The sequence below is a fragment of the Hyalangium sp. genome, from assembly GCF_045802625.1.
Classification (GTDB): Bacteria; Myxococcota; Myxococcia; order Myxococcales; family Myxococcaceae; genus Hyalangium.
In genome coordinates this window covers 65,884-85,855 of record NZ_JBJMQP010000157.1, presented here as the reverse complement: position 1 = coordinate 85,855, position 19,972 = coordinate 65,884, and the positions used below count along the sequence as shown (strand labels likewise).

General features: G+C 67.8%; 19 protein-coding genes and 1 pseudogene. 14 read left to right on the top strand and 6 right to left on the bottom strand.

Annotation, left to right across the window (positions count from 1 at the left end; translation table 11 throughout):
- A pseudogene (locus ACJ8AT_RS28945) lies at positions 1 to 1,451 on the bottom strand (surface protein); the annotation flags it as partial.
- A gap of 500 nt (positions 1,452 to 1,951) precedes the next feature.
- On the opposite strand from ACJ8AT_RS28945, the gene ACJ8AT_RS28940 reads away from it, so the two are divergent.
- The 5 genes from ACJ8AT_RS28940 (at position 1,952) to ACJ8AT_RS28920 (ending at position 6,013) form a co-directional block, all read left to right on the top strand.
- Complete coding sequence (locus ACJ8AT_RS28940) at positions 1,952 to 2,185, top strand: hypothetical protein (protein WP_407741131.1); 234 nt, start codon at positions 1,952 to 1,954, stop codon at positions 2,183 to 2,185.
- A gap of 75 nt (positions 2,186 to 2,260) precedes the next feature.
- The gene (locus tag ACJ8AT_RS28935) at positions 2,261 to 3,904 is read left to right on the top strand and encodes a CTP synthase (RefSeq protein ID WP_407741130.1); all 1,644 of its coding nucleotides are present in this window, start codon (positions 2,261 to 2,263) and stop codon (positions 3,902 to 3,904) included.
- On the top strand, positions 3,901 to 4,725 hold the full coding sequence (gene kdsA, locus ACJ8AT_RS28930; protein ID WP_407741129.1) for a 3-deoxy-8-phosphooctulonate synthase: 825 nt from the start codon (positions 3,901 to 3,903) through the stop codon (positions 4,723 to 4,725). The genes ACJ8AT_RS28935 and kdsA overlap by 4 nt, the downstream gene beginning before the upstream one ends.
- Before the next feature lie 27 nt (positions 4,726 to 4,752).
- Positions 4,753 to 5,307, top strand: a complete 555-nt coding sequence (locus tag ACJ8AT_RS28925; RefSeq protein ID WP_407741127.1) for a KdsC family phosphatase — start codon at positions 4,753 to 4,755, stop codon at positions 5,305 to 5,307.
- A gap of 76 nt (positions 5,308 to 5,383) precedes the next feature.
- A complete protein-coding gene (locus ACJ8AT_RS28920) occupies positions 5,384 to 6,013 on the top strand; it encodes a response regulator (RefSeq protein ID WP_224361295.1) in 630 nt (209 codons plus the stop codon).
- 119 nt (positions 6,014 to 6,132) lie between these two features.
- Here ACJ8AT_RS28920 and ACJ8AT_RS28915 read toward each other — a convergent pair whose 3' ends face one another.
- The 3 genes from ACJ8AT_RS28915 to ACJ8AT_RS28905 all read right to left on the bottom strand — a co-directional run bounded on the left by ACJ8AT_RS28915 (position 6,133) and on the right by ACJ8AT_RS28905 (position 7,277).
- Positions 6,133 to 6,582 (bottom strand): Hsp20/alpha crystallin family protein, encoded by a 450-nt coding sequence (locus ACJ8AT_RS28915; protein ID WP_407741126.1) that lies wholly within the window; start codon positions 6,580 to 6,582, stop codon positions 6,133 to 6,135.
- A 146-nt stretch (positions 6,583 to 6,728) separates the two neighbouring features.
- Positions 6,729 to 6,923, bottom strand: coding sequence for a CPXCG motif-containing cysteine-rich protein (locus ACJ8AT_RS28910; protein WP_407741125.1), 195 nt, complete (start codon positions 6,921 to 6,923; stop codon positions 6,729 to 6,731).
- A gap of 3 nt (positions 6,924 to 6,926) precedes the next feature.
- Positions 6,927 to 7,277: a DUF309 domain-containing protein gene (locus ACJ8AT_RS28905; RefSeq protein WP_407741124.1), complete on the bottom strand. Its 351-nt coding sequence runs from the start codon at positions 7,275 to 7,277 to the stop codon at positions 6,927 to 6,929.
- 32 nt (positions 7,278 to 7,309) lie between these two features.
- On the opposite strand from ACJ8AT_RS28905, the gene ACJ8AT_RS28900 reads away from it, so the two are divergent.
- Positions 7,310 to 8,131, top strand: coding sequence for a hypothetical protein (locus ACJ8AT_RS28900; protein ID WP_407741123.1), 822 nt, complete (start codon positions 7,310 to 7,312; stop codon positions 8,129 to 8,131).
- A 162-nt stretch (positions 8,132 to 8,293) separates the two neighbouring features.
- On the opposite strand, the gene ACJ8AT_RS28895 is transcribed toward ACJ8AT_RS28900, so the two are convergent.
- Together ACJ8AT_RS28895 and ACJ8AT_RS28890 are read right to left on the bottom strand one after the other, a co-directional pair.
- A complete protein-coding gene (locus ACJ8AT_RS28895) occupies positions 8,294 to 9,781 on the bottom strand; it encodes a serine/threonine-protein kinase (protein WP_407741122.1) in 1,488 nt (495 codons plus the stop codon).
- An 88-nt stretch (positions 9,782 to 9,869) separates the two neighbouring features.
- Complete coding sequence (locus ACJ8AT_RS28890; protein WP_407741121.1) at positions 9,870 to 10,322, bottom strand: response regulator; 453 nt, start codon at positions 10,320 to 10,322, stop codon at positions 9,870 to 9,872.
- A gap of 256 nt (positions 10,323 to 10,578) precedes the next feature.
- Between ACJ8AT_RS28890 and nuoE the strand changes: the two genes are divergently transcribed.
- From nuoE to ACJ8AT_RS28850, 8 genes are all read left to right on the top strand, one after another.
- Positions 10,579 to 11,067: an NADH-quinone oxidoreductase subunit NuoE gene (gene nuoE / locus ACJ8AT_RS28885; protein WP_407741120.1), complete on the top strand. Its 489-nt coding sequence runs from the start codon at positions 10,579 to 10,581 to the stop codon at positions 11,065 to 11,067.
- Positions 11,068 to 11,092: 25 nt separating this feature from the next.
- Complete coding sequence (gene nuoF, locus ACJ8AT_RS28880; RefSeq protein ID WP_407741119.1) at positions 11,093 to 12,427, top strand: NADH-quinone oxidoreductase subunit NuoF; 1,335 nt, start codon at positions 11,093 to 11,095, stop codon at positions 12,425 to 12,427.
- On the top strand, positions 12,424 to 12,942 hold the full coding sequence (locus tag ACJ8AT_RS28875) for an NADH-quinone oxidoreductase subunit J (RefSeq protein ID WP_407741118.1): 519 nt from the start codon (positions 12,424 to 12,426) through the stop codon (positions 12,940 to 12,942). The genes nuoF and ACJ8AT_RS28875 overlap by 4 nt, the downstream gene beginning before the upstream one ends.
- Positions 12,943 to 12,945: 3 nt before the next feature.
- Positions 12,946 to 13,248, top strand: a complete 303-nt coding sequence (gene nuoK / locus ACJ8AT_RS28870; RefSeq protein ID WP_407741117.1) for an NADH-quinone oxidoreductase subunit NuoK — start codon at positions 12,946 to 12,948, stop codon at positions 13,246 to 13,248.
- A 30-nt stretch (positions 13,249 to 13,278) separates the two neighbouring features.
- Positions 13,279 to 15,474: an NADH-quinone oxidoreductase subunit L gene (gene nuoL / locus ACJ8AT_RS28865; RefSeq protein WP_407741116.1), complete on the top strand. Its 2,196-nt coding sequence runs from the start codon at positions 13,279 to 13,281 to the stop codon at positions 15,472 to 15,474.
- Positions 15,474 to 17,180 (top strand): NuoM family protein, encoded by a 1,707-nt coding sequence (locus ACJ8AT_RS28860; RefSeq protein ID WP_407741115.1) that lies wholly within the window; start codon positions 15,474 to 15,476, stop codon positions 17,178 to 17,180. The genes nuoL and ACJ8AT_RS28860 overlap by 1 nt, the downstream gene beginning before the upstream one ends.
- Positions 17,181 to 17,195: 15 nt before the next feature.
- Entirely contained in the window at positions 17,196 to 18,758 is a 1,563-nt protein-coding gene (locus ACJ8AT_RS28855; RefSeq protein WP_407741114.1) for an NADH-quinone oxidoreductase subunit N, read from the top strand.
- 183 nt (positions 18,759 to 18,941) lie between these two features.
- Positions 18,942 to 19,682, top strand: coding sequence for a hypothetical protein (locus ACJ8AT_RS28850; RefSeq protein ID WP_407741113.1), 741 nt, complete (start codon positions 18,942 to 18,944; stop codon positions 19,680 to 19,682).
- Positions 19,683 to 19,972 lie beyond the last annotated feature (290 nt).

Sequence of the window (19,972 nt, the reverse complement as noted above, 5' to 3'; positions counted from 1 at the left end):
GCGCTGTAGCCCGGGTCGGTGTACGTGCCGCCCTTGGTGCACTCCAGCGACTGGTTCACCGGCGCGGTGAGCGTCACCACCGGCGCCACCTTGTCCAGCACCGTCACCGTGGCCGAGCACGCATTTGAGTTGCCCTTCTGGTCCGTGCACGTCAGCGTCACCGTCGTGTTGCCGATGTTGTACGGCCCGGCCGGGCTCTGCACGCAGCCCACCAGATCGTTGTCCGGATCAGACGAGCCGTTATTGATGTCGGCCGTCATGCCGCACTGGTTCGTCGCCGACACCGTCCTGTTCGCGCAGACCGCGACCGGCGGATGGTTGGTCGACGGAATGTGGGGGATCTTGCAGAACGAGGAGCACGCACCGAGGTTGCCGGAGGTGTCAATCGAGCGACCGTTGTTGCTCCCGTTGTCGCACTCCTCACCGAACTCCGTGTCCACATGGCCATCGCCGCACCAGTGCTGGCGGCACGACCACGAGCACGTCCCATCGGCCGGCCCACCGTTAGTGGCGGGCGCGCCGTTGATGCCGTCGCCCAGATCGCACTCCTCACCCGAAGGAATCCAGTCGGGCGCACCGCAGCCACCGCCGTAGGGCATGGCGCCGCGCACCAGGACGTACGGCGTGCCCACGAAAGGCGTCTCGTTGCCATAGTCGCAGGTGAAGTCGCTATAGATTTTCTGGCCGGGGATGGGCACCGAGGGGTCGTAGTACTGAGCCAGCGCCACATACGAGAAGGTGCGATCCGGATAGCTGGTGAAGACCGTTCGTGTCGAACACCCGTCGTTCCCGACGAGCAACCCGTCCCACATGTTCCGGGAGATGACGTCGTTGCTCATCTGGAAGATGTGCCCGTTGTCGGCGCACGTCGACAGGCCCTGCACCTTGAAGGTGCCGAACGGCTCCAGCAGGTCTACCGCCGTGTTGGGCGGGGCGCTGTCGTAGGCGCAGCCCAGCGCGATGTACATGCCCGTGCGGTACTGCACGGTGTTGAGCGCGAAGGTGACGGCGCTGTTCACCAGATCAACCTGGCCGTTGGAACTCGGGGCCGCGGCAACGATGGCCACGTCGCCGTCGACGATGGCGCCCCAGGTGGCGCGGGTGTCGATCGCCACCTGGTATGCGGCCGGGCCGGCCTCGCACGCCGCATCGCCAATGATGAGGGCCTGATAGGACATGAACTGATCGGCCGTCATGTCGTGCCATTGCGCCGGAGTCACCACTTCGGGCGTCAGCCCCCCCCAGGCGTAGACCGCCTGAGCCTCGGGGCTGTTCAGTCCGTCGGCCACGCTGCTGCCCAGGATGAGCACCTTGTTCCCGCTACGGACCTCCTGGCGCGCCGTGCGCACAGGCGCCCGCGCCGGCAGGGGCCCGGGCGCACTCGGCTCCCCCTCGCAGGAGCTGACCGCCCAGGACAGCAGCAGCAGCGCCCCTACACTCTTGAATGTCACGTGGAGCGAACCTCCTCAGCAGCAAGCCGAGCTACCCAGGTACTGACGAACCTGGTCGGCGCCCTGTGAGCAGGCAGGGTGCGCAACAAGAGGGAGAGCCAGCGATACCACCCGGGCCGTACGCGCTCGGACACCCCGCGCGACATGACCGCCTGAGCAGCGGCCGGGCAGCCCACCGGCCAACAAAACCCACATCGATCCCTAGCGCACGCACCACCCTCCCGATTAACACTGGTGCCGCAGACGAAAGGAGGTGATGCCTTGACCGACAACAGTCAGGCATCCACCTCCGCTGGCATGGCGCGCTAACGCCACCCAGCGGATGTGGAGCCAGCAGTGAAGCCTGCTCCTCCCGCGCGCGCAGTACCCGAAAGGGGCGCACGGGGAGAGCGGGTTTTTTATTGGCCCCACGCCCAGGTGCCCTCTCGGGAATGAGCGCGCCACCTCCCTGTTTGCAGCCGGAGGGGAAGCCGTCCCGACTTCTCTGGAGAAGCCCTGCCGTGTCCATTACACCCTGCCCCACGCCCCTGCCCTCGGCCATTCGCGAAGAGGAGGCGGTGGAGGCCCAACGCAACCTCTTCTGTTCCCTGTACGACCGATGCCTGCACCTGGCCGTCAAGCGCGGCTGGGATGGCTGGAGCTGCCGCCACTGCCCCCTGAGGGACTTCCGCGTCGGAGAGCCCGAGGCCCGGGACTACGCCCACGCCCGCCCCCGCGGCCCGGACGGCACCTGAAGCCGCTGGCTCACCAACCGACCCGCCGCCTCACAGAATCGTTGACGCATCCCGACCTCCTTGGCAGGAAGGGTCATGCGCTCGAAGAAGACCAAGTACATCTTCGTGACCGGCGGCGTGGTCAGCTCCCTGGGTAAGGGACTTGCCTCCGCGTCCATCGGCGCCCTGCTGGAGAACCGCGGGCTCAACATCACCCTCATCAAGCTGGATCCGTACATCAACGTGGATCCCGGCACCATGAGCCCCTTCCAGCACGGCGAGGTCTACGTCACCGAGGACGGGGGCGAGACCGACATGGACCTGGGCCACTACGAGCGGTTCACCAACGCTCGGATGAGCCGGCTGAACAACTACACCTCCGGCCGCATCTACTACTCCGTCATCATGAAGGAGCGGCGGGGCGAGTACCTGGGAAAAACCGTCCAGGTGATTCCCCACATCACCGATGAGATCAAGGCCAGCATCCGCCAGACGGCCCAGGACGTGGACGTGGCCATCGTCGAGGTGGGCGGCACGGTGGGTGACATCGAGTCGCTGCCCTTCCTCGAGGCCATCCGGCAGATGCGCTACGACGTGGGCAGCCAGAACGCCGTCTACGTGCACCTGACGCTGCTGCCCTACATCAGCGCGGCCGGCGAGGTGAAGACCAAGCCCACCCAGCACTCGGTGATGAAGCTGCGGGAGATCGGCATCCAGCCGGACTTCCTGCTGTGCCGCACGGACCGGGAGATCTCCCGCGAGCTCAAGGACAAGATCGCCATGTTCTGCAACGTGGACACGGGCAACGTGTTCACCTCGCCGGACGTGAAGAGCGTGTACGAGCTGCCGCTGGAGCTGCACCGCCAGGGCCTGGACGAGCGGCTGGCCGAGGTGCTCAACATCTGGAGCCGCGCGCCCCACCTGGAGCGCTGGGAGAACATCACCCGCCGCATCTACCAGCCGGCGCGCGGCGAGGTGAAGGTGGGCATCGTCGGCAAGTACGTGGACCTCAAGGAGAGCTACAAGAGCCTGAACGAGGCCCTGCTCCACGGCGGCATCGCCAACGACGTGCGGGTGAACCTGCTCTTCGTGGACTCGCAGGCGGTGGAGGAGAAGGGCGCCGACACGCTGCTGTCCGGAGTGGACGCCATCCTGGTGCCCGGCGGCTTCGGCGTGCGCGGCACCGAGGGGAAGATCTCCGCGGTGCGCTACGCCCGCGAGAAGAAGCTGCCCTTCTTCGGCATCTGCCTGGGCCTGCAGATGGCGGTGGTGGAGTTCAGCCGCGACGTGCTGGGGCTGCAGGGCGCCAACTCGCTGGAGTTCGACGAGCACACCCCGCACCCGGTGGTGTCGCTCATGGAGAGCCAGGTCAAGGTGCAGGACAAGGGCGGCACCATGCGCCTGGGCAGCTACGCCTGCGCGCTCCAGCCGGGCACGCTGTCCCACAAGCTCTACGGCCAGGACGTCATCCAGGAGCGCCACCGCCACCGCTACGAGGTGAACAACACCTACCGCGGCCGGCTCCAGGAGGCCGGGCTGCTCATCTCCGGCCACAACCCGGATCTCAACCTGGTGGAGATGATCGAGCTCAAGGATCACCCCTTCTTCATCGGCTGCCAGTCCCACCCCGAGTTCAAGAGCAAGCCGTTCGCTCCCCACCCTCTCTTCTCCGGCTTCATCAAGGCGGCGCTCACCCAGCGTGACACCGCGCGTGGGGCCTCGCAGGACAAGGCATCATGATCACCCTCGCGGGCCACCAGGTGGGCCCAGGCCAGAAGCTGTTCGTCATCGCCGGGCCGGACGTCATCGAGTCCGAGGAGCTGGCGCTGCGCCACGCCCACCTGCTCAAGGGCATTACGCAGAAGCTGGGCGTGCCGTACGCCTTCAAGTGCTCCTACGACAAGGCCAACCGCACCAGCGGCAAGTCCTTCCGCGGCCCCGGCCTCAAGGAGGGCCTGCGCGTGCTGCGGCGCATCCGCGAGGAGGTGGGCGTGCCCATCCTCACGGACGTCCACGAGACGAGCCACGTGGGCCCCGCCGCCGAGGTGGTGGACATCATCCAGATTCCCGCCTTCCTCTGCCGGCAGACGGACCTGGTGGAGGCCGTGGCCAAGAGCGGCCGGGGCGTCAACCTCAAGAAGGGCCAGTTCGTGGCGCCCAAGGACATCGTCCACTCGGCGCGCAAGGCCATGGAGGTGGGCAACCCCAACGTCCTCGTCACCGAGCGCGGCGCCTCCTTCGGCTACAACAACCTCGTGGTGGACATGCGCGGCTTCCTGCTGATGCGCGAGGCGGGCCTGAGCGTGTGCTTCGACGCGACCCACTCGGTCCAGCTGCCCTCGGCGGGCAACGGGGAGACGGCCGGAGAGCGCAAGTTCGTGTCCCTGCTGGCCCGCTCCGCCGCCGCCGCCGGCATCGACGCGCTCTTTACCGAGGTCCACGAGGACCCGGACCGTGCCCTGTGCGACGGTCCCTGCTCGCTGAATCCCCAGATGTTCGAAGACGTGATACGAAGTGTTCTGGCTATCCGGAGAGCGCTGGGGCACGAGCCGGCGGTATGAGCGTCGAGGAGGGGGCTTGAAGCGGTCATGACGGAGGCGCTTCCCAAGCCGAACAAGCAGGAGCTGACCGCCCGGGCCGCCCAGGTGCGGCTGCTCGTGTTCGACGTGGACGGGGTGCTCACCGACGGCGGCCTCTACTACGGCGCCACCGGCGAGGCCCTGAAGCGCTTCGACGTGAAGGACGGCCACGCCCTGGTGATGGCCCGCCTGGTGGGCCTCCCGGCGGCCATCCTCACGGCCCGGAGCTCGGCCATCGTCGATGTCCGTGGGCGAGAGCTGGGGTTAGCCGCTATCCTCCAGGGAAAGAAGGAAAAGGGGCCGGCCCTGGACGAACTGCTCACCCAGTTCTCCATACCCGCTGAGTCCTGTGCTTATATGGGGGACGACCTGAACGACCTGGGTCCTATGTCCCGGGTAGGATTATCCGCCTGCCCGGCCGATGCTGTGCCGGAGGTTCGGCAGGAGGCGCATTTCGTGGCCCAGAGCCGCGGAGGGCAGGGCGCCGCACGGGAGCTGGTCGAGCTGTGTCTGAAGGCCAGTGGTCGCTGGGAAGACGTGCTAGGTTTGATGAAAAGGTCTTGATAGAAAAGCAGTCCGGGTAGGTTGAGCAGTCAGGTAGGTTGAAGTCACCTCGGTTTCAAGGTAGGTGTTTAATTCCATGAGCACCGGTTCGGGACAGCCAAAGGAAGAATTGCTGCCGTCGGGCACGACGGATCAGCTGTACACCACCCACGACATCAGTCGCCTGCTGCAGGTGGATCCATCGACGGTGAGCAAGTGGATCGACCGGGGCATCCTGATGGCCTTCCGCACGCCGGGCGGGCACAGGCGCGTGCGCTCGGCGGACTTGCGAGCCTTCCTCATCACCCACCAGATGCCGGTGCCGGATGAGCTGGGCAGCGGGACGGTGAAGCTGCTGGTGGTGGATGACGAGCGTCCCGTGCTGGACGCCATCAAGCGTGCCTTCAAGCCCTACGCGGCGCAGGTGGAGCTGCAGACCACCAGCAGCGGCGTGGAGGCGCTCCTGCTCGTGTCCGAGCAGAAGCCCCACGGCATGCTCATCGACCTCAACATGCCGGACATCGATGGTCTCGAGGTGTGCCGCCGCATCCGCGCTCGCAAGCAGATGGAGAGCGTGCGGCTGATCACCATGACGTCGAACCACTCGCCCGAGGTGGTCGAGCAGTCCAAGCAGGCCGGCGCCATCGCGTGCCTGGCCAAGCCGCTGGACGTGCAGCAGGTGCTGGAGCTGTTCCGCATCCCGCTGGCGCTCGGCACCAAGAAGTAGAAAAGGGGCTCCGCCACCCGGCGAAGCCCCCTTCCCTTCGAGCCCTTCCCTCTCCTCAGCGAGAGGGCCGGGGCGCGTGTATCACGTCAGCCGCTACGCCCCTGGCCGCGAGTCCCCGCTCAGCCCTGCACCTTCACCTCGATGACGCGGGGCTTGGACTCCTCTTTGCGGGGCAGTGAGAGCGTGAGGACGCCGTTCTCGTAGCGCGCCTCCACGTTCTGCGTGTCCACCGTGTCCGGCAGCTTGAAGGAGCGGGTGTACACGCCGAAGCCGCGCTCCAGCCTGCGCGCGCCCTCCTTGGCGCTCGCGTCCGCCTTGCGCTCGGAGCGCAGGGTCAGCACGCCCTTCTCCACCTTCACCTCGATGGCCTTCGGATCGTGCCCCGGCAGGTCCACCTGCAGGGTGACGCCGCTCTCGGTCTCGTAGATGTCCGTGGCCGGAGCGAGCTCGCGGCCCTGGCGTACCGCCTGGCCCGACAGCTCCTGGAACAGGTGATCAAAATCCCGCAGGAAGGGGCCCGCCACCACCGCGCCATTCCCAACCTCGAACGGATTCCAACGATTCAGCATGGTCTTCTCCTGTGCGTTCCGCTGCGAGCAGCGGACGGTTCATGAACTTGAGTTGTCGTTTTCTCGGCCTGCCCCCGTCCCACCGGGGGTTCAGCGCCTCGCTAGACTCAAGAGAACCATGCTTTGAAACGTGTCAAGGCGAGGCCTCAATCGTCATCCCGGGCGAGGCTGACGAAGACCTCCTGCTCCTCGCGGGAGATAGAGACGGTCCACGGCCGGCAGCACACCGGGCAGTCTTCCACGTACCGCTCCGAGGCCGGCCCCAGCCCGTCCACTTGGAGCTCCACCTCCTCCCCACAGTAGGGGCAGCTCTGGTCGCATCCATCCGCGAAGGGTTGCATCGCTCAGTCCTCCTGGGCGGGGGTGAAGGCCAGGCGAGGGGGCTCGCCGGTGCCGCCCTCCCGCCATTGGCGCACCTGGGGAAGCAACACACCCACGTCGACTCCCTCATACATGGCGGGCAGGGGCTCCAGGCGCTCGAGCGCCCGGCCGAAGAGCACCCGAGCACCCTGGTGGCGGCCCCGGCCGCGCTGTACCCAGCCGGCGGCCACCAGGATGAGCCCCTGGAGGAGTACGCGGCGGGGGCCGGACTCGCGCTTCCAGGCCTCCTCCCAGACTTCGTGGGCCTCGTACCACTGGCCAGCGTTGAACAGGGCCACCCCCCCGGCCAGGCACTCGTGGAAGCCAGAATTCATCGTTCGCCCGCTCCTGACGTTACACTGGGGCCATGGCCGCACCACCGCGCAACCGTATTGGGGAACTTCTCGTCAAGGCTCGCGTCATCGACGAGCTGCAGCTTCGCAGCGCGCTCGCCCGGCATGATCAGTGGGGAGGGCGCCTGTCCCGCGTCATCACGGACATGGGCATCGCCAAGGAGGAGACCGTCATCAACGCGATTGCCCAGGGGACGGGCACGCAGCGGTTGCACCTGGGCAACATCCCCAAGGATCCGGGCGCGCTGGCCAAGGTGGACGTGAGCCTCGCCGAGCAGAAGGGCATCTTCCCGGTGTCCCTCAAGGACAACGGCAAGACGCTGGTGCTGGCGATGTCGGATCCCACGGATCTGAACACGGTGGATCAGGTGGCGGCCCGCGCTCGCGCGCGCGTGGTGGTGGTGGTGGCGAGCGACCGGGAGATCGAGACCGCCATCCTGCGCCACTACCGAGGCCAGGAGCCGGCCATGAGCTCGCGCTACACCGGCGAGTCCGAGCGGCAGGATTCTCAGACCACCTCCCCCGGGGATGAGGACGAGTTCAAGGTCGTCGACATGAGCGGCAACACGGTGGTGAAGCGTGTGGCCGATGTGGCGCCCTCGATGGCCGCCGAGCCTGTCTCCTCGGGCGTCAGCTCGAGCGCCGGGGACCTGCTCGATGAGATCCTCGCCGGCGGCTCGGCTCCCGCGGGGCTGAGCCCGGAGGAGATGCAGCGGCTCGACACGGTGCGGGTCAATCAGGAGAAGAGCTCGAAGATCCTCCGGGCCCTGCTGGAGCTGCTGCTGGAGAAGGGGGCGCTCTCCCAGAAGGAGCTGGCGTCCCGGATGCGCTCCTGAGCCGTGACTGGCGCGCGGGGGCTACCCGCCGCGCACCGGTAGCTCGCGGAAGGCGAAGGGTTCCACGCTCGCTCCTCGTGGAACCCTCACCAGCCGCCAGCACCGCACGCCTCACGAACCTGGGCGCTCGCGATGCTGGCCGGCCGGAAACCTCCCTCCGCCTCAGCCCTGCTGCGGCTCCGACGAGAGGATGAGGTCGCCCTTCTCCAGGTGCTCCTTGTCCGGGAAGGCCTTGTAGACGTCCTCGAGCATCGCCTCGATGTCCGGGTAGCGCTGATCCTTCTTGTCCTGCGTCATCCGGTCGAAGATGGAGTCCAGCCCCGACGGCGCATCCGAGTTCACCTCGGAGGGCAGCGGCGAGCGGCGGCCCGGAATCTGACCGGTCAGCATCTCGTAGAGCAGGATGCCCAGCCCGTACACGTCCGCCGCCGGGCCCGCTTCCTTCGTGCGGCCAATCAGCTCCGGCGCCATGTAGACCATGCCGCCCGTGCCCATGAAGACCTGCGGCATGCCCTTGGCCGCATCCACCTCGACCACGCGCCCCATGCCGAAGTCCGCCAGCTTCGCGTTGCCGTAGGCGTCGAAGAGGATGTTCTCCGGCTTGAGGTTGTGGTGCGTCAGCCCCGTCGCGTGCGCCGCCCGCAGCCCGTACGCCAGCTGCAGGAAGCAGCGCAGCGCCAGCGGCACCGGCACGCCCTTGCCGCCACCGGCCTCCAGCTTCTCCTTCAGGCTGCCGCGCAGCAGCTCCACCACGAAGTACGGCCGCGGCGAGTCCACGTTCTGATCCACGATCTGCGCGATGGCCGGGTGGCGCACCTGGGCCTGCGCGCACAGCTCCCTCTTCAGCCGCTTGAGCACCTCGCCGCGCTGCAGGAAGGAGAAGTAGCCGAAGATGTCCTTCAGCTCCTTGATGGAGATGTCCAGCCCCAGCGCGTTGAAGCGGCCCTTGAACACCGTGCCGAGCGGCCCGCTGCCGATGGGATCGAACTTCTGGTAGCGCATGTCCAGCTCGGTCCCCTTCGGGGCGGCCGGCGCGGCGACGGCGGGAGAGGCGGGAGGAGGCATGGAGGAAGACGCCAGGGGAGAGGTGATGGAGGGCATCGGAGCGGCCACCGGCGCGGCGGCCACCGGAGGAGGAGCGTTCACCGGGGCCACGGAGGGCATCGGCGGAATGACCGGCTCCACCGAGGGCAGCCCCACCCGCGAGGCCCGAGCCGGAGGCAGCGGAATGGGCGGCGGCGACGAGGACCGGGCCACCTCCGACTCATCCAGCGTCAGCTCCGGCGGCGGCGGCGGCATCGCCCCCAGATCATCCAGGCTGCCCGCCTGGGTGGCCTCGTCCTCGCCGACGATCTGATCGGCGAAGAACTCGCCCACCTCCAGGGTGAACTTGTCCAGCGCGTCCCCGTCCACCACGCGCTCGCCCTGATCGGTGAGCTTGAGCTGCGCCTCGCGATCCATCGCGATGTAGTGGAACTTGCGCAGGAAGAAGAAGTAGCTGTCGAACTCGAGTGACACGGACGGTTCGAGCGCGGCCTTCACATCGGCCAGCTTGTTCGAGCGTCCCAGGCGCCCGTTCTCCCTCAGGTTGCGAAGGATGAACAGCGCCTCGCCACTCACGGTGTCGCGGTTGACGGCGGGCTTGAGCATGGGTGCGCGACTTTACGTCGTCCCCTCGCCCCGGCGTCAAATTTCGGTGCAATGAAAACAGCCCGGCCGCCCCCCTCTGCCCCGAGAGCTACTTACCGATGTGTAGCAGCTGCTTCACCGTCTCCAGCACCTCCACGAAGCGCACCGGCTTGCGCAGGAAGATGTCCACCCCCAGTTGCATGGCCCGGTCCTGCGCCTCCTTGCCCCCCGCCGAGATGGCGATGATCGGGATGGTGCGCAGCTTCTCCTCCTCGCGGATGCGCTCCACCAGGGCGAAGCCGTCCATCACCGGCATATAGAGGTCCGTCATCACCAGGCTGAAGCGCTGCTCGTGCAGCAGCGCCAGCGCGTGGTGCCCGTCCGGCGCGAAGTGCACCTCCAGCGGCACCTTGCCCGCAAGCTCCCCGCTGGCCAGCTTCTTGAGGACGTAGGCGTACATCTCGATGATGTGCGGGTTGTCCTCGACGATGAGCACACGGTACCCCTCGGGATTGACGCCCGCGGGGAGCTGCCCACCGTTTTGAGGTCCTGCCGCACTCACGAGTTCACCCAGGCGCCGACTTGTACCGGATCCGGAAGCCCCGGAAAAGAAAGTGCCAGCCCCGCCCGTTCGAACCTCGAACGCTCGCCCGGGGCGCGTGCATGGCCTCCGGGCTGATCCGAGCGCCCCAGCCCCAGTACGGGCCCGCCCATAACAAGGGCTTGAAATCGCTCGGAAATCCGCTGATGGGCACCCCGAGGAACTTCGAGGGTTTATGTTGACAACGCAGCCTTTGGGGCAATACGTAGCGCCCGCCATGGCGGAGCCCCTGTTCACCTCTGAAGAGCAGAAGAAGTTCGACGCGGGGATCGCGGAAATCCTCTCCCACTACCCCTCCGATCGGAAGAGCGCGGGGATGTTGCCCGCGCTGCGCCTGCTGCAGGACCTGAAAGGCTGGCTGCCGCCCGAGGGCATGCGCCTGGTGGCCAAGCACCTGGAAGTGTCGCCCGAGCGCGCCTACGAGGTGGCCAGCTTCTATGTGATGTACCACCTGAAGAAGCCGGGCAAGTACGTCATCGACGTCTGCACCAACCTCTCCTGCGCGCTGTGGGGCGCGGAGAAGATGCTCGGCTACCTGGAAGACAAGCTCGGGCTGAAGGCGGGCGAGTCCAACGAGAAGTTCACCCTGCGGGAGACCGAGTGTCTGGCCTCGTGCGGCACCGCCCCCTGCCTGCAGGTCAATGAAGAGCACCACGAGAGCCTGACGAAGGCGAAGCTGGACGAGCTGTTGGCGAAGCTCTCCTGATCGGCACTCCTCCAAGGAACCGCACATGGCGACAACGGCCTTTGAACCGATCATCTCCAGCGCTTGGGGCCAGCCCAAGTCCTGGACGTTGGACCACTACCGCAAGCGCGGGGGCTACGAGGCGCTGAAGAAGGCGCTGGAGATGGCGCCCGCGGCGATCATCGACGAGGTGAAGAAGTCCAACCTCCGCGGGCGCGGCGGCGCGGGCTTCCCCACGGGCCTCAAGTGGAGCTTCGTCCCCAAGGACAGCCCCAAGCCCAAGTACCTGGCCGTCAACGCGGACGAGTCCGAGCCGGGCACCTTCAAGGACCGCTACATCCTCGAGCTGGATCCGCACATGATGCTGGAGGGCATCGCCATCGCGGCGTACGCGCTGGGGGTGCACACCTGCTACGTCTACATCCGCGGCGAGTTCAAGTTCCCCACCGAGCGCACGCAGGCGGCCATCGACGAGGCGTACAAGGCCGGCATCTTCGGCAAGACGATGCTGGGCAAGGACTTCCAGCTCGACTGCTACATCGTCCGCGGCGCGGGCGCGTACATCTGCGGCGAGGAGACGGCGCTGCTGGAGAGCCTCGAGGGCAAGAAGGGCTGGCCCCGCCTCAAGCCGCCGTTCCCCGCGGTGGTGGGCCTGTTCGGCGCCCCGACGGTGGTCAACAACGTGGAGACGCTGGCCAGCGTGCCGCACGTGTTCTCGCGCGGCTCGGACTGGTACGCCAAGCTGGGCACGGACAAGTCTGGTGGCACGCGCCTGGTGTGCCTGTCCGGCACGGTGAACCGGCCCGGCGTCTACGAGGTGCCGCTGGAGTGCACCATCACCCAGCTCATCTTCGACGATAAGTACGGCCGGGGCATGCCGCAGGGCCGCAAGGTGAAGGCGGTCATCCCCGGTGGCTCCTCGGCGCCGGTGCTGGGCGCGGACGAGCTGGACGTGGCGCTGGAGTTCGAGGCCCTCAAGGTGAAGCAGACGATGGCCGGCTCCGGCGGCGTCATCGTCATGGACGACAGCTCCTGCATGGTGCGCTGCCTGTGGCGCGTGGCGCGCTTCTACGCGGAGGAGTCCTGCGGCCAGTGCACCCCGTGCCGCGAGGGCACCCCGTGGCAGACGCGGCTGCTGCGCAAGATCGAAGAGGGCCGCGGCGAGATGAGCGACTTGGAGCTGCTCAGCAACGTGGCCGCCTCCATCGCGCCCTACCCGCCGATCGGCCTGGGCAACACCATCTGCGCGCTGGGTGACGCGGCGGCGCTGCCCACGCACTCCTTCCTGATGCGCTGGCGCGCCGAGTTCGAGGCGCACATCCACGAGAAGCGCTGCCCGTTCGGCGACAAGCCCTGGGGCGCGTTCGGAGACTGGTCTTGAACATCGAACAGGTCCTCTTCGGGGCGTTCGCGGTGCTGACGCTGCTGTCGGCGGCGCTGGTCATCTCCGCCAGGAGCCCCATCAGCTCGGCCATGGCGCTGGTGTCCTGCTTCTTCTTCCTGGCCGGCATCTACGTGCTGCTCTGGGCGCACACGGTGGCGGCGCTGCAGATCCTCGTCTACGCGGGCGCCATCATGGTGCTCTTCCTCTTCGTCATCATGCTGCTCAACCTGGGCGAAGAGGCCCCGGGGCCGCGGATGACGTTCGGCCGCATCCTCGGAGGTGGGTCGGCCATCGGCCTGTTCGTGGTGCTGGCGCTGTCCATCGCCCGGGTGCACACCGCGCCGGCGCCGCTCACGGGCAAGGACGGGCAGTTGTCAGCGCACGCCTTCGGCACGCTGGAGACCATTGGCCGCGCCATCTTCACCACCTGGCTGCTGCCCTTCGAGGCGGTGAGCCTGCTGCTGCTGGTGGCCATGGTGGGCGCGGTGGTCGTCGCCAAGTCGAGGATCTGAGCCATGGTTCCCATCAACTACTACCTGTTCCTCGCCGCGGCGCTGTTCTGCCTGGGCATGTTCGGCGTGCTGGTGCGCCGCAACGCCCTGGTGGTCTTCATGTGCGTGGAGCTCATGCTCAACGCGGCGAACCTGACGTTCCTCGCCTTCTCGCGCATGCACGGTGACAGCATTGGCCACGTGTCGGCCTTCTTCGTCATCGCCGTGGCGGCGGCCGAGGCCTCCATTGGCCTGGCCATCGTCATCGCCGTGTTCCGAAGCCGAGGCAGCATCAACATCGAAGACATCAAGACGATGAAGCACTGACGCGGTCCCCCGCCCTTCGAGAGCCTCCGCATGGACCTCCCTAGCCTCCTCAAGACCGCGCCCATCGCCCCGGAAATCCTGTCCCAATCGCTGTGGATGATCATCGCCCTGCCGCTGTTGGGCGCGTTCGTCTGCGGCGTGTTCGGCCGGATGATGGGCCGCGCGAACGTGCACCTGGTGGCCTGCGCCGCGGTGGCCGGCTCCTTCGTCCTGGCGGTGCTGGCCTTCTGGGCCACCAGCGACTCCAGCCAGGGCGTGCCCTCGGTGGTGAACACCTTCGGCGGGCCGGCCGCGCGCTACGCGCTGTGGAACGACCTGGGCACCTGGTTCAGCGCGGGCAGCTTCCGCGTGAACTTCGGCCTGCTGGTGGACCACCTGTCCGGCACCCTGCTGCTGGTCATCACCGGCGTGGGCTTCCTCATCCACCTGTACTCCACCAGCTACATGGAGCACGACGACGGGTACTGGCGCTACTTCGCCTACCTCAACCTGTTCGTCGCGATGATGCTGACGCTGGTGATGGCCGACAACCTCGTGCTGCTCTTCGTGGGCTGGGAGGGCGTGGGCATGGCCAGCTACCTGCTCATTGGCTTCTGGTACACGGACGCCGCCAAGGCGTGGGCGGGCCGCAAGGCGTTCATCACCAACCGCGTGGGTGACTTCGCCTTCCTCATCGGCACGTTCCTGATCGTCCTGATGGTGGGGGCCTTCTCCAAGCAGGCTTCTGACGCGACGCTGCAGCCGGTGGGCAGCACCGTGGCGCGCTACAGCGCGGGCCTGGAGCAGCGCGGTCCGCTCACCTTCCAGGGCCTGGAGACGATGGCCCGCTCGCTGCCCGAGGCTGGCGGCACGGTGAAGCTGGACACGGCCATCAACTCGGGGCCGCTCGAGGGCCACACCTACGGCGGCATGCTGACGGTGGCGCTGCTGCTGTTCCTGCTGGGAGCGGCGGGCAAGAGCGCGCAGCTGCCCCTGTACGTGTGGCTGCCGGACGCCATGGCCGGCCCGACGCCCGTCTCCGCCCTCATCCACGCGGCGACGATGGTCACCGCGGGCGTGTACCTGTTCAGCCGCATGAGCTTCCTGCTGGTGATGAGCCCCACGGCCATGGCCACGGTCGCCATCATCGGAGCGGCCACCTCGCTGCTGGCCGCGCTGATCGCCTTCGCGCAGGACGACATCAAGAAGGTGCTGGCCTACTCCACGGTGTCCCAGCTGGGCATCATGTTCATGGGCGTGGGCATGGGCATCTTCTGGGCGGCCGTGCTGCACCTGGTCACCCACGCCTTCTTCAAGGCCTGCCTGTTCCTGGGCGCCGGCAGCGTGATGCACGGTAACGGGGACGAGACGGACATCAAGAAGCTGGGCGGCGTGCGCAAGGAGATGCCCTGGACGTGGGTCACCTTCCTCATCGCCACGGCGGCCATCACCGGCATCATCCCGCTGTCCGGCTTCTTCTCGAAGGACGCCATCCTCCACGGCGTGCACCACAACCACCTGCACGAGCTGGAGTGGGTCAACCACCTGCTCTACCCGGTGGGCATGCTCATCGCCGTGTGCACGGCCTTCTACATGTCGCGCCTGTACCTGCTGACGTTCGAGGGCAAGCGCTCCTCCGAGGCCCGCGTGGCGCATGCGCACGAGAGCGCCTGGCAGATGACGCTGCCGCTGGTCATCCTGGCGGTGCTCAGCATCGTGTCCGCGGCGTACGCCTTCCCGCTGCTGCCCAACTCGGACCAGACGCTCATGGAGAACTTCCTGAGCCCGGTGTTCCAGGGGGCCGGGCGCATCGCCCACACGGCGGCCACGGTGGAGCTGGAGAGCAGCCGCCCGTCGATCGCCGACTACGGGGTGGCGTGGATCATCGTGGTGCTGGGCGGCGCGGCGGCGGCGTTCCTGTACCTGAGCTTCTTCCCGGCTCGGGCGGGCCAGCCGGCTCCGGCCGCGGCGCGCTGGGTGCGCCGGGTGGCGCAGAACAAGTTCTACGTGGATGAGCTGTACGAGTTCCTGATCATCCGCCCGGTGAAGTTCATCAGCTTCGTGTTCTACCGCGTGGTGGATGCGCTGCTCATCGACACGGTGGCGGTGCGCGGGGTGGCGTGGGTGACGGCCCGCGTCGGCAGCGCGCTGCGCTACGTGCAGACGGGTGATGCGCAGGCCTACGCCGCGGTGATGGCGCTGGCGCTGCTGGGCGGCGTGATCTACGCAATCGTCAGGGTGTTCTAATGGGCTTCTTCGACACGCACCTGCTGAACATCGTCATCTTCCTGCCGCTGATCTTCGCGCTGCTGGTGCTGCTGCTGCCGGCCAGCGAGCACGGGCAGATCCGCACCGCCACGCTGATTGGCATGCTGGTGGACCTGGTGTTCGGGGTCTGGGCCTATACGAAGTACGTGCCGGGCGGCTCCGAGTTCCAGCTCGAGTACCGGGTGCCCTGGTTCACCGAGTTCGGGCTGAGCTACCACATCGGCATGGACGGCATTGCCGCGAGCCTGCTGCTGCTCACCGTGTTCCTGGGCCCCCTGGTGGTGCTGGCCTCCACCACGTACATCAGCCACCGCATCAAGGAGTTCCACCTGGCGCTGCTGGTGCTCCAGACGACGATGCTGGGCGCGCTGCTGTCGCTGGACGTGCTGCTGTTCTACGTCTTCTTCGAGGCGATGCTCATCCCCATGTACCTGATGATTGGCGTGTGGGGCGCCGAGGATCGCCAGATGGCGGCGGTGAAGTTCTTCCTCTACACCCTCTTCGGCTCGCTGCTGATGCTGGTGGCCATCGTCGCGCTGTACTTCCTCAGCGGGCCCGCCGGCAGCCGCTCGTTCGACTACGCCTCCATCTACAACGGCCTCTTGAGCGCCAACCAGGAGCTGGCCCGGTGCACCGCCGCGGGCTCGTGTGAGAGTGTCACGGGCCTCGCCAGGACGCTGCACACCTGGGGGCCGGTGATGTTCGCCGCCTTCGCGCTGGCGTTCGCCATCAAGGTGCCGATGTTCCCGGTGCACACGTGGTTGCCGGACGCGCACGTGCAGGCGCCCGTGGCCGGCTCGATGATCCTGGCCGGCGTGATGCTGAAGATGGGCACCTTCGGCTTCTGGCGCTTCGCGATTCCCCTCTTCCCGGTGGCCACCCAGCAGGCCCGGCCGTTCCTCGCCACGCTGTCGGTGGTGGGCATCGTCTACGGCGCGCTGATGTGCCTGGCGCAGCGGGACATCAAGAAGCTCATCGCCTACTCCTCCGTGAGCCACCTGGGCTACTGCATGCTGGGGATGCTGGCGCTCACCGCCGAGGGCGCCACGGGCAGCGCGTACCAGATGCTCAACCACGGCGTGTCCACGGGCGCGCTGTTCCTCCTGTTCGGCTTCCTCTACGAGCGCCGCCACACCCGCCTCATGGCAGACTACGGCGGCATCGCCAAGGTCATGCCGGTGTACACGGCCTCGTTCCTCATCATCACCTTCTCCTCGGTGGCGGTGCCGGGCACCAACGGCTTCATCGGCGAGTTCCTGGTCCTGCTGGGCACCTTCAAGAGCAGCCTGGGCTCCATCTTCGGCGTGCTCGCGGCGCTGGGCGTCATCCTCGGCGCGGCCTACATGCTGTGGATGGTGCAGAAGGTGTTCTTCGGCAGCCTCACCCACCGCGAGAACCAGTTCCTCAAGGACATGAACCTGCGCGAGTTCATCACCACGGCGCCCTTCCTGGCGCTGGTGCTGGTGATGGGCCTGATGCCGCAGCCGTTCCTGGACCGGCTCGCCCCCTCCACCGACCGGTTCATCGCCCGCGCCAGCGTGGGCACTCCGGGCGCCACCCCGGACGCCTCCAAGCTCCAGGTGGAGGTCATGCCGCTGACGGAGAAGACCGCGGCGGCCCCCTCCCATCCCTCCGGTCCGCTCGCCGTCCTGCCGGCGGCCGCTCTCCCCTCGCCCCGGCAGTAAGAGGCCCCTCCCGCCATGAACCTGCCCAACATCACCTCGGCAGACTTCCTCCCGCTGCTGCCCGCCCTCCTCATGGTGCTGGGAGCCAGCGTGCTGCTCATCTCGGAGGTCTTCCTCTCCGCCACCTCGTCCCGCGGCTACCAGGCGGTGTTCACCGCCGCCACCGCGGCGCTGGGCGGCATCGTCTCCGTGTGGCTGATGTTCCAGCCGCCGCGGCAGGTGTTCCTCGGCTATGCGGTGCTGGATCCGTTCTCCAGCTTCCTGTCGCTCACCATCTGCGTGGGCCTGGGGCTGGCCGCCCTCAGCGCCGCCTCCTTCCTGCACAAGCGCGGCGCCGAGCGCGGTGAGTTCTACGCGCTGATGCTGTTCGCCTCGGCGGGCATGAGCCTGCTGGCCATCTCCAACGAGCTCATCACCGTCTTCGTCAACATCGAGGTGCTCTCCATTGGCACCTACGCGCTCACCTCGTACCTGCGGCGCGGCACCCGGCCCAGCGAGGCGGGCTTCAAGTACTTCATCCTGGGCGCCTTCTCCTCGGCGGTGCTGCTGTACGGGGCCGCGCTGCTGTACGGCGCCACCGGCACCACGCAGCTCACCATGCTGAGCCAGCAGCTGGGCCGGGGCCTCAACGAGCACAAGGAGCTGGTGTACTGCGGCATCATCCTGGTGGCCGCCGGCTTCGCCTTCAAGGTGGCCGCGGTGCCCTTCCACATGTGGACGCCGGATGTGTACGAGGGCGCTCCCACCCCCGTCACCGCGCTCATGAGCGCCGGGGTGAAGGCCGCCGCCTTCGCCTCCCTGGTGCGCGTGTTCCTCGCGGTGGCCAAGGGCATGGATCCCCAGGTGCCGCTCACCATCTTCTCCACGCTCGCGTTCCTGACGATGATCGTCGGCAACCTGCTGGCCATCCCCCAGCGCAACGTGAAGCGCATGCTGGCCTACTCCTCCATCGCTCACGCCGGCTACCTGCTGGTGGGCGTGGCGGCGCTCTTCGTCACCAAGCCGGGCGAGGCGTTCCGCCTGCTGGGCCCCACGGCGCTGGGGGCGGGCTCGCCGCTGGATGTGGCGCGGGCGGACGCGCTGCGCGGCATCCTCTTCTACCTGCTGGCCTACACCGTCACGGCGGTGGGCGCCTTCGCGCTCGTCTCCGCGCTGGAGCGCCGCGAGGACGAGGACAAGGGCACCGCCTGGGACTTGGACCGCTTCAGCGGGCTGGCGCAGCGGCGGCCGGGCTGGGCCTTCGCGATGGCCGCCTTCATGCTGTCGCTCGGTGGCATTCCGCCCACCATGGGCTTCATGGGCAAGCTGCTCATCTTCCGCAGCGCGGTGGACACCGGCCTCATCGGCCTGGCGATTGTCGGCGTGCTCTCCAGCGCCGCCGGCGTGTACTACTACCTGCGCGTCGTCGTTTACATGTTCATGCGCCCCGTGCCCGAGGGTGCCCACGTGCTGGAGCGCAGCTGGGGCACCGAGCTCACCCTGGTGCTCTCCACCGTGGCCGTGGTGGTGCTGGGCATCCTCCCCGGCTCGCTCACCGAGTGGCTCACCCAGGCCGGCAGCCTCTTCAGCGGCCAGTAGCCTCTCGCGCCCCCCACCGCCCTCCGCGGCACCCCACGCCCGCCCCAGCGCCTCGCTCGGGCGGGCGTCGTGTTTCCAGCCTCCGGCGTTCACCCTGCGAGCAGGCAGGCGGGCTCGGCGCCCCACACCTCTTTTCCCTGCCCGACACCTGCTCCACCTTATGGCCCGGGAGGGGTTTGCCGCATGTCGCTTTCGGAGGAGCTGGGCCGCGCCGTGGGCGCGCTGTGGGGGCCGGTCATCCGGGCCGGGGCGACGCTCCGCCACGCGCGCTTCTTCCACCCCGAGGGTGTCACCTACCGCGCCGAGGTGAAGGCCATAACGGAGCGGGAGAGCCTGCTGCCCCTGGCCTCGCGGCTCTCCGGGCCCGCGCTGGTACGCCTGTCCACCGCGCTCTGGCGCGGGCAGCGCGAGTGGCCGGACATCCTCGGCCTCGCGGTGCGCCTGCGCTCGGAGGACACCGTCACCGAGCAGCCCTCCTCCGGAGATCAGGATCTGCTCTTCGCCACGGTGCGCTCCCCGTGGACGTTGGGGCTGGCGCCGCTGTCCACCGACACCCATGACTGGCTGGAGAACGACTACTACGCGGTCTCCCCCTTCCGGGTGAGAGGGCTCGGCCGGGCGAAGCTGCGCGTCATCGCCAGCCACGCGGATGCGCTGGGCCACAGCCGCGTGGAGCGGCTCGAGGCGGCGCTGCGAGCCGGCCAGGCCCGCTTCACCTTCGAGGTGCTGCCCCGGCGCGGCGAGGCCGCCGGCCGCTGGTACCCGCTGGCCGAGCTGCGGCTGCTGGAGCAGGTGACGTTGAACCCGGCCACGCTGCGCTTCTGGCCCTACCGCAACGGGCGCGGCGTCACCCCGGTGGGCTTCGTCCACGCCCTGCGCCTCCCCACCTACCGGCAGAGCCAGGAGGGGCGCGCGGTGCACTAGCGGAACGTGCTCCCGGCCATGAAACCCGGCGGCAGGGGCAAACGTACAAAAGAAGGCGGCCCGATACCCCAGAAGGGTACCGGGCCGCGGGTCTTCTTCAAGTGACTCACCGGAAGTGCTGAAGGGGTGGGGGGGAACCTCCTTCAGCCTCGCTTCGATGCGTCCCGGCTGGAGTCTTAGCAGTCCCCGTGCCACCGGACGCGGTGCGCTAACCTACTGTTTTCTCAAGTGCTTGGAGAAAGAGCCAACACGGGGGGGTGGCTCTGATTGCAAAGTCGGCTTTCAGCCCT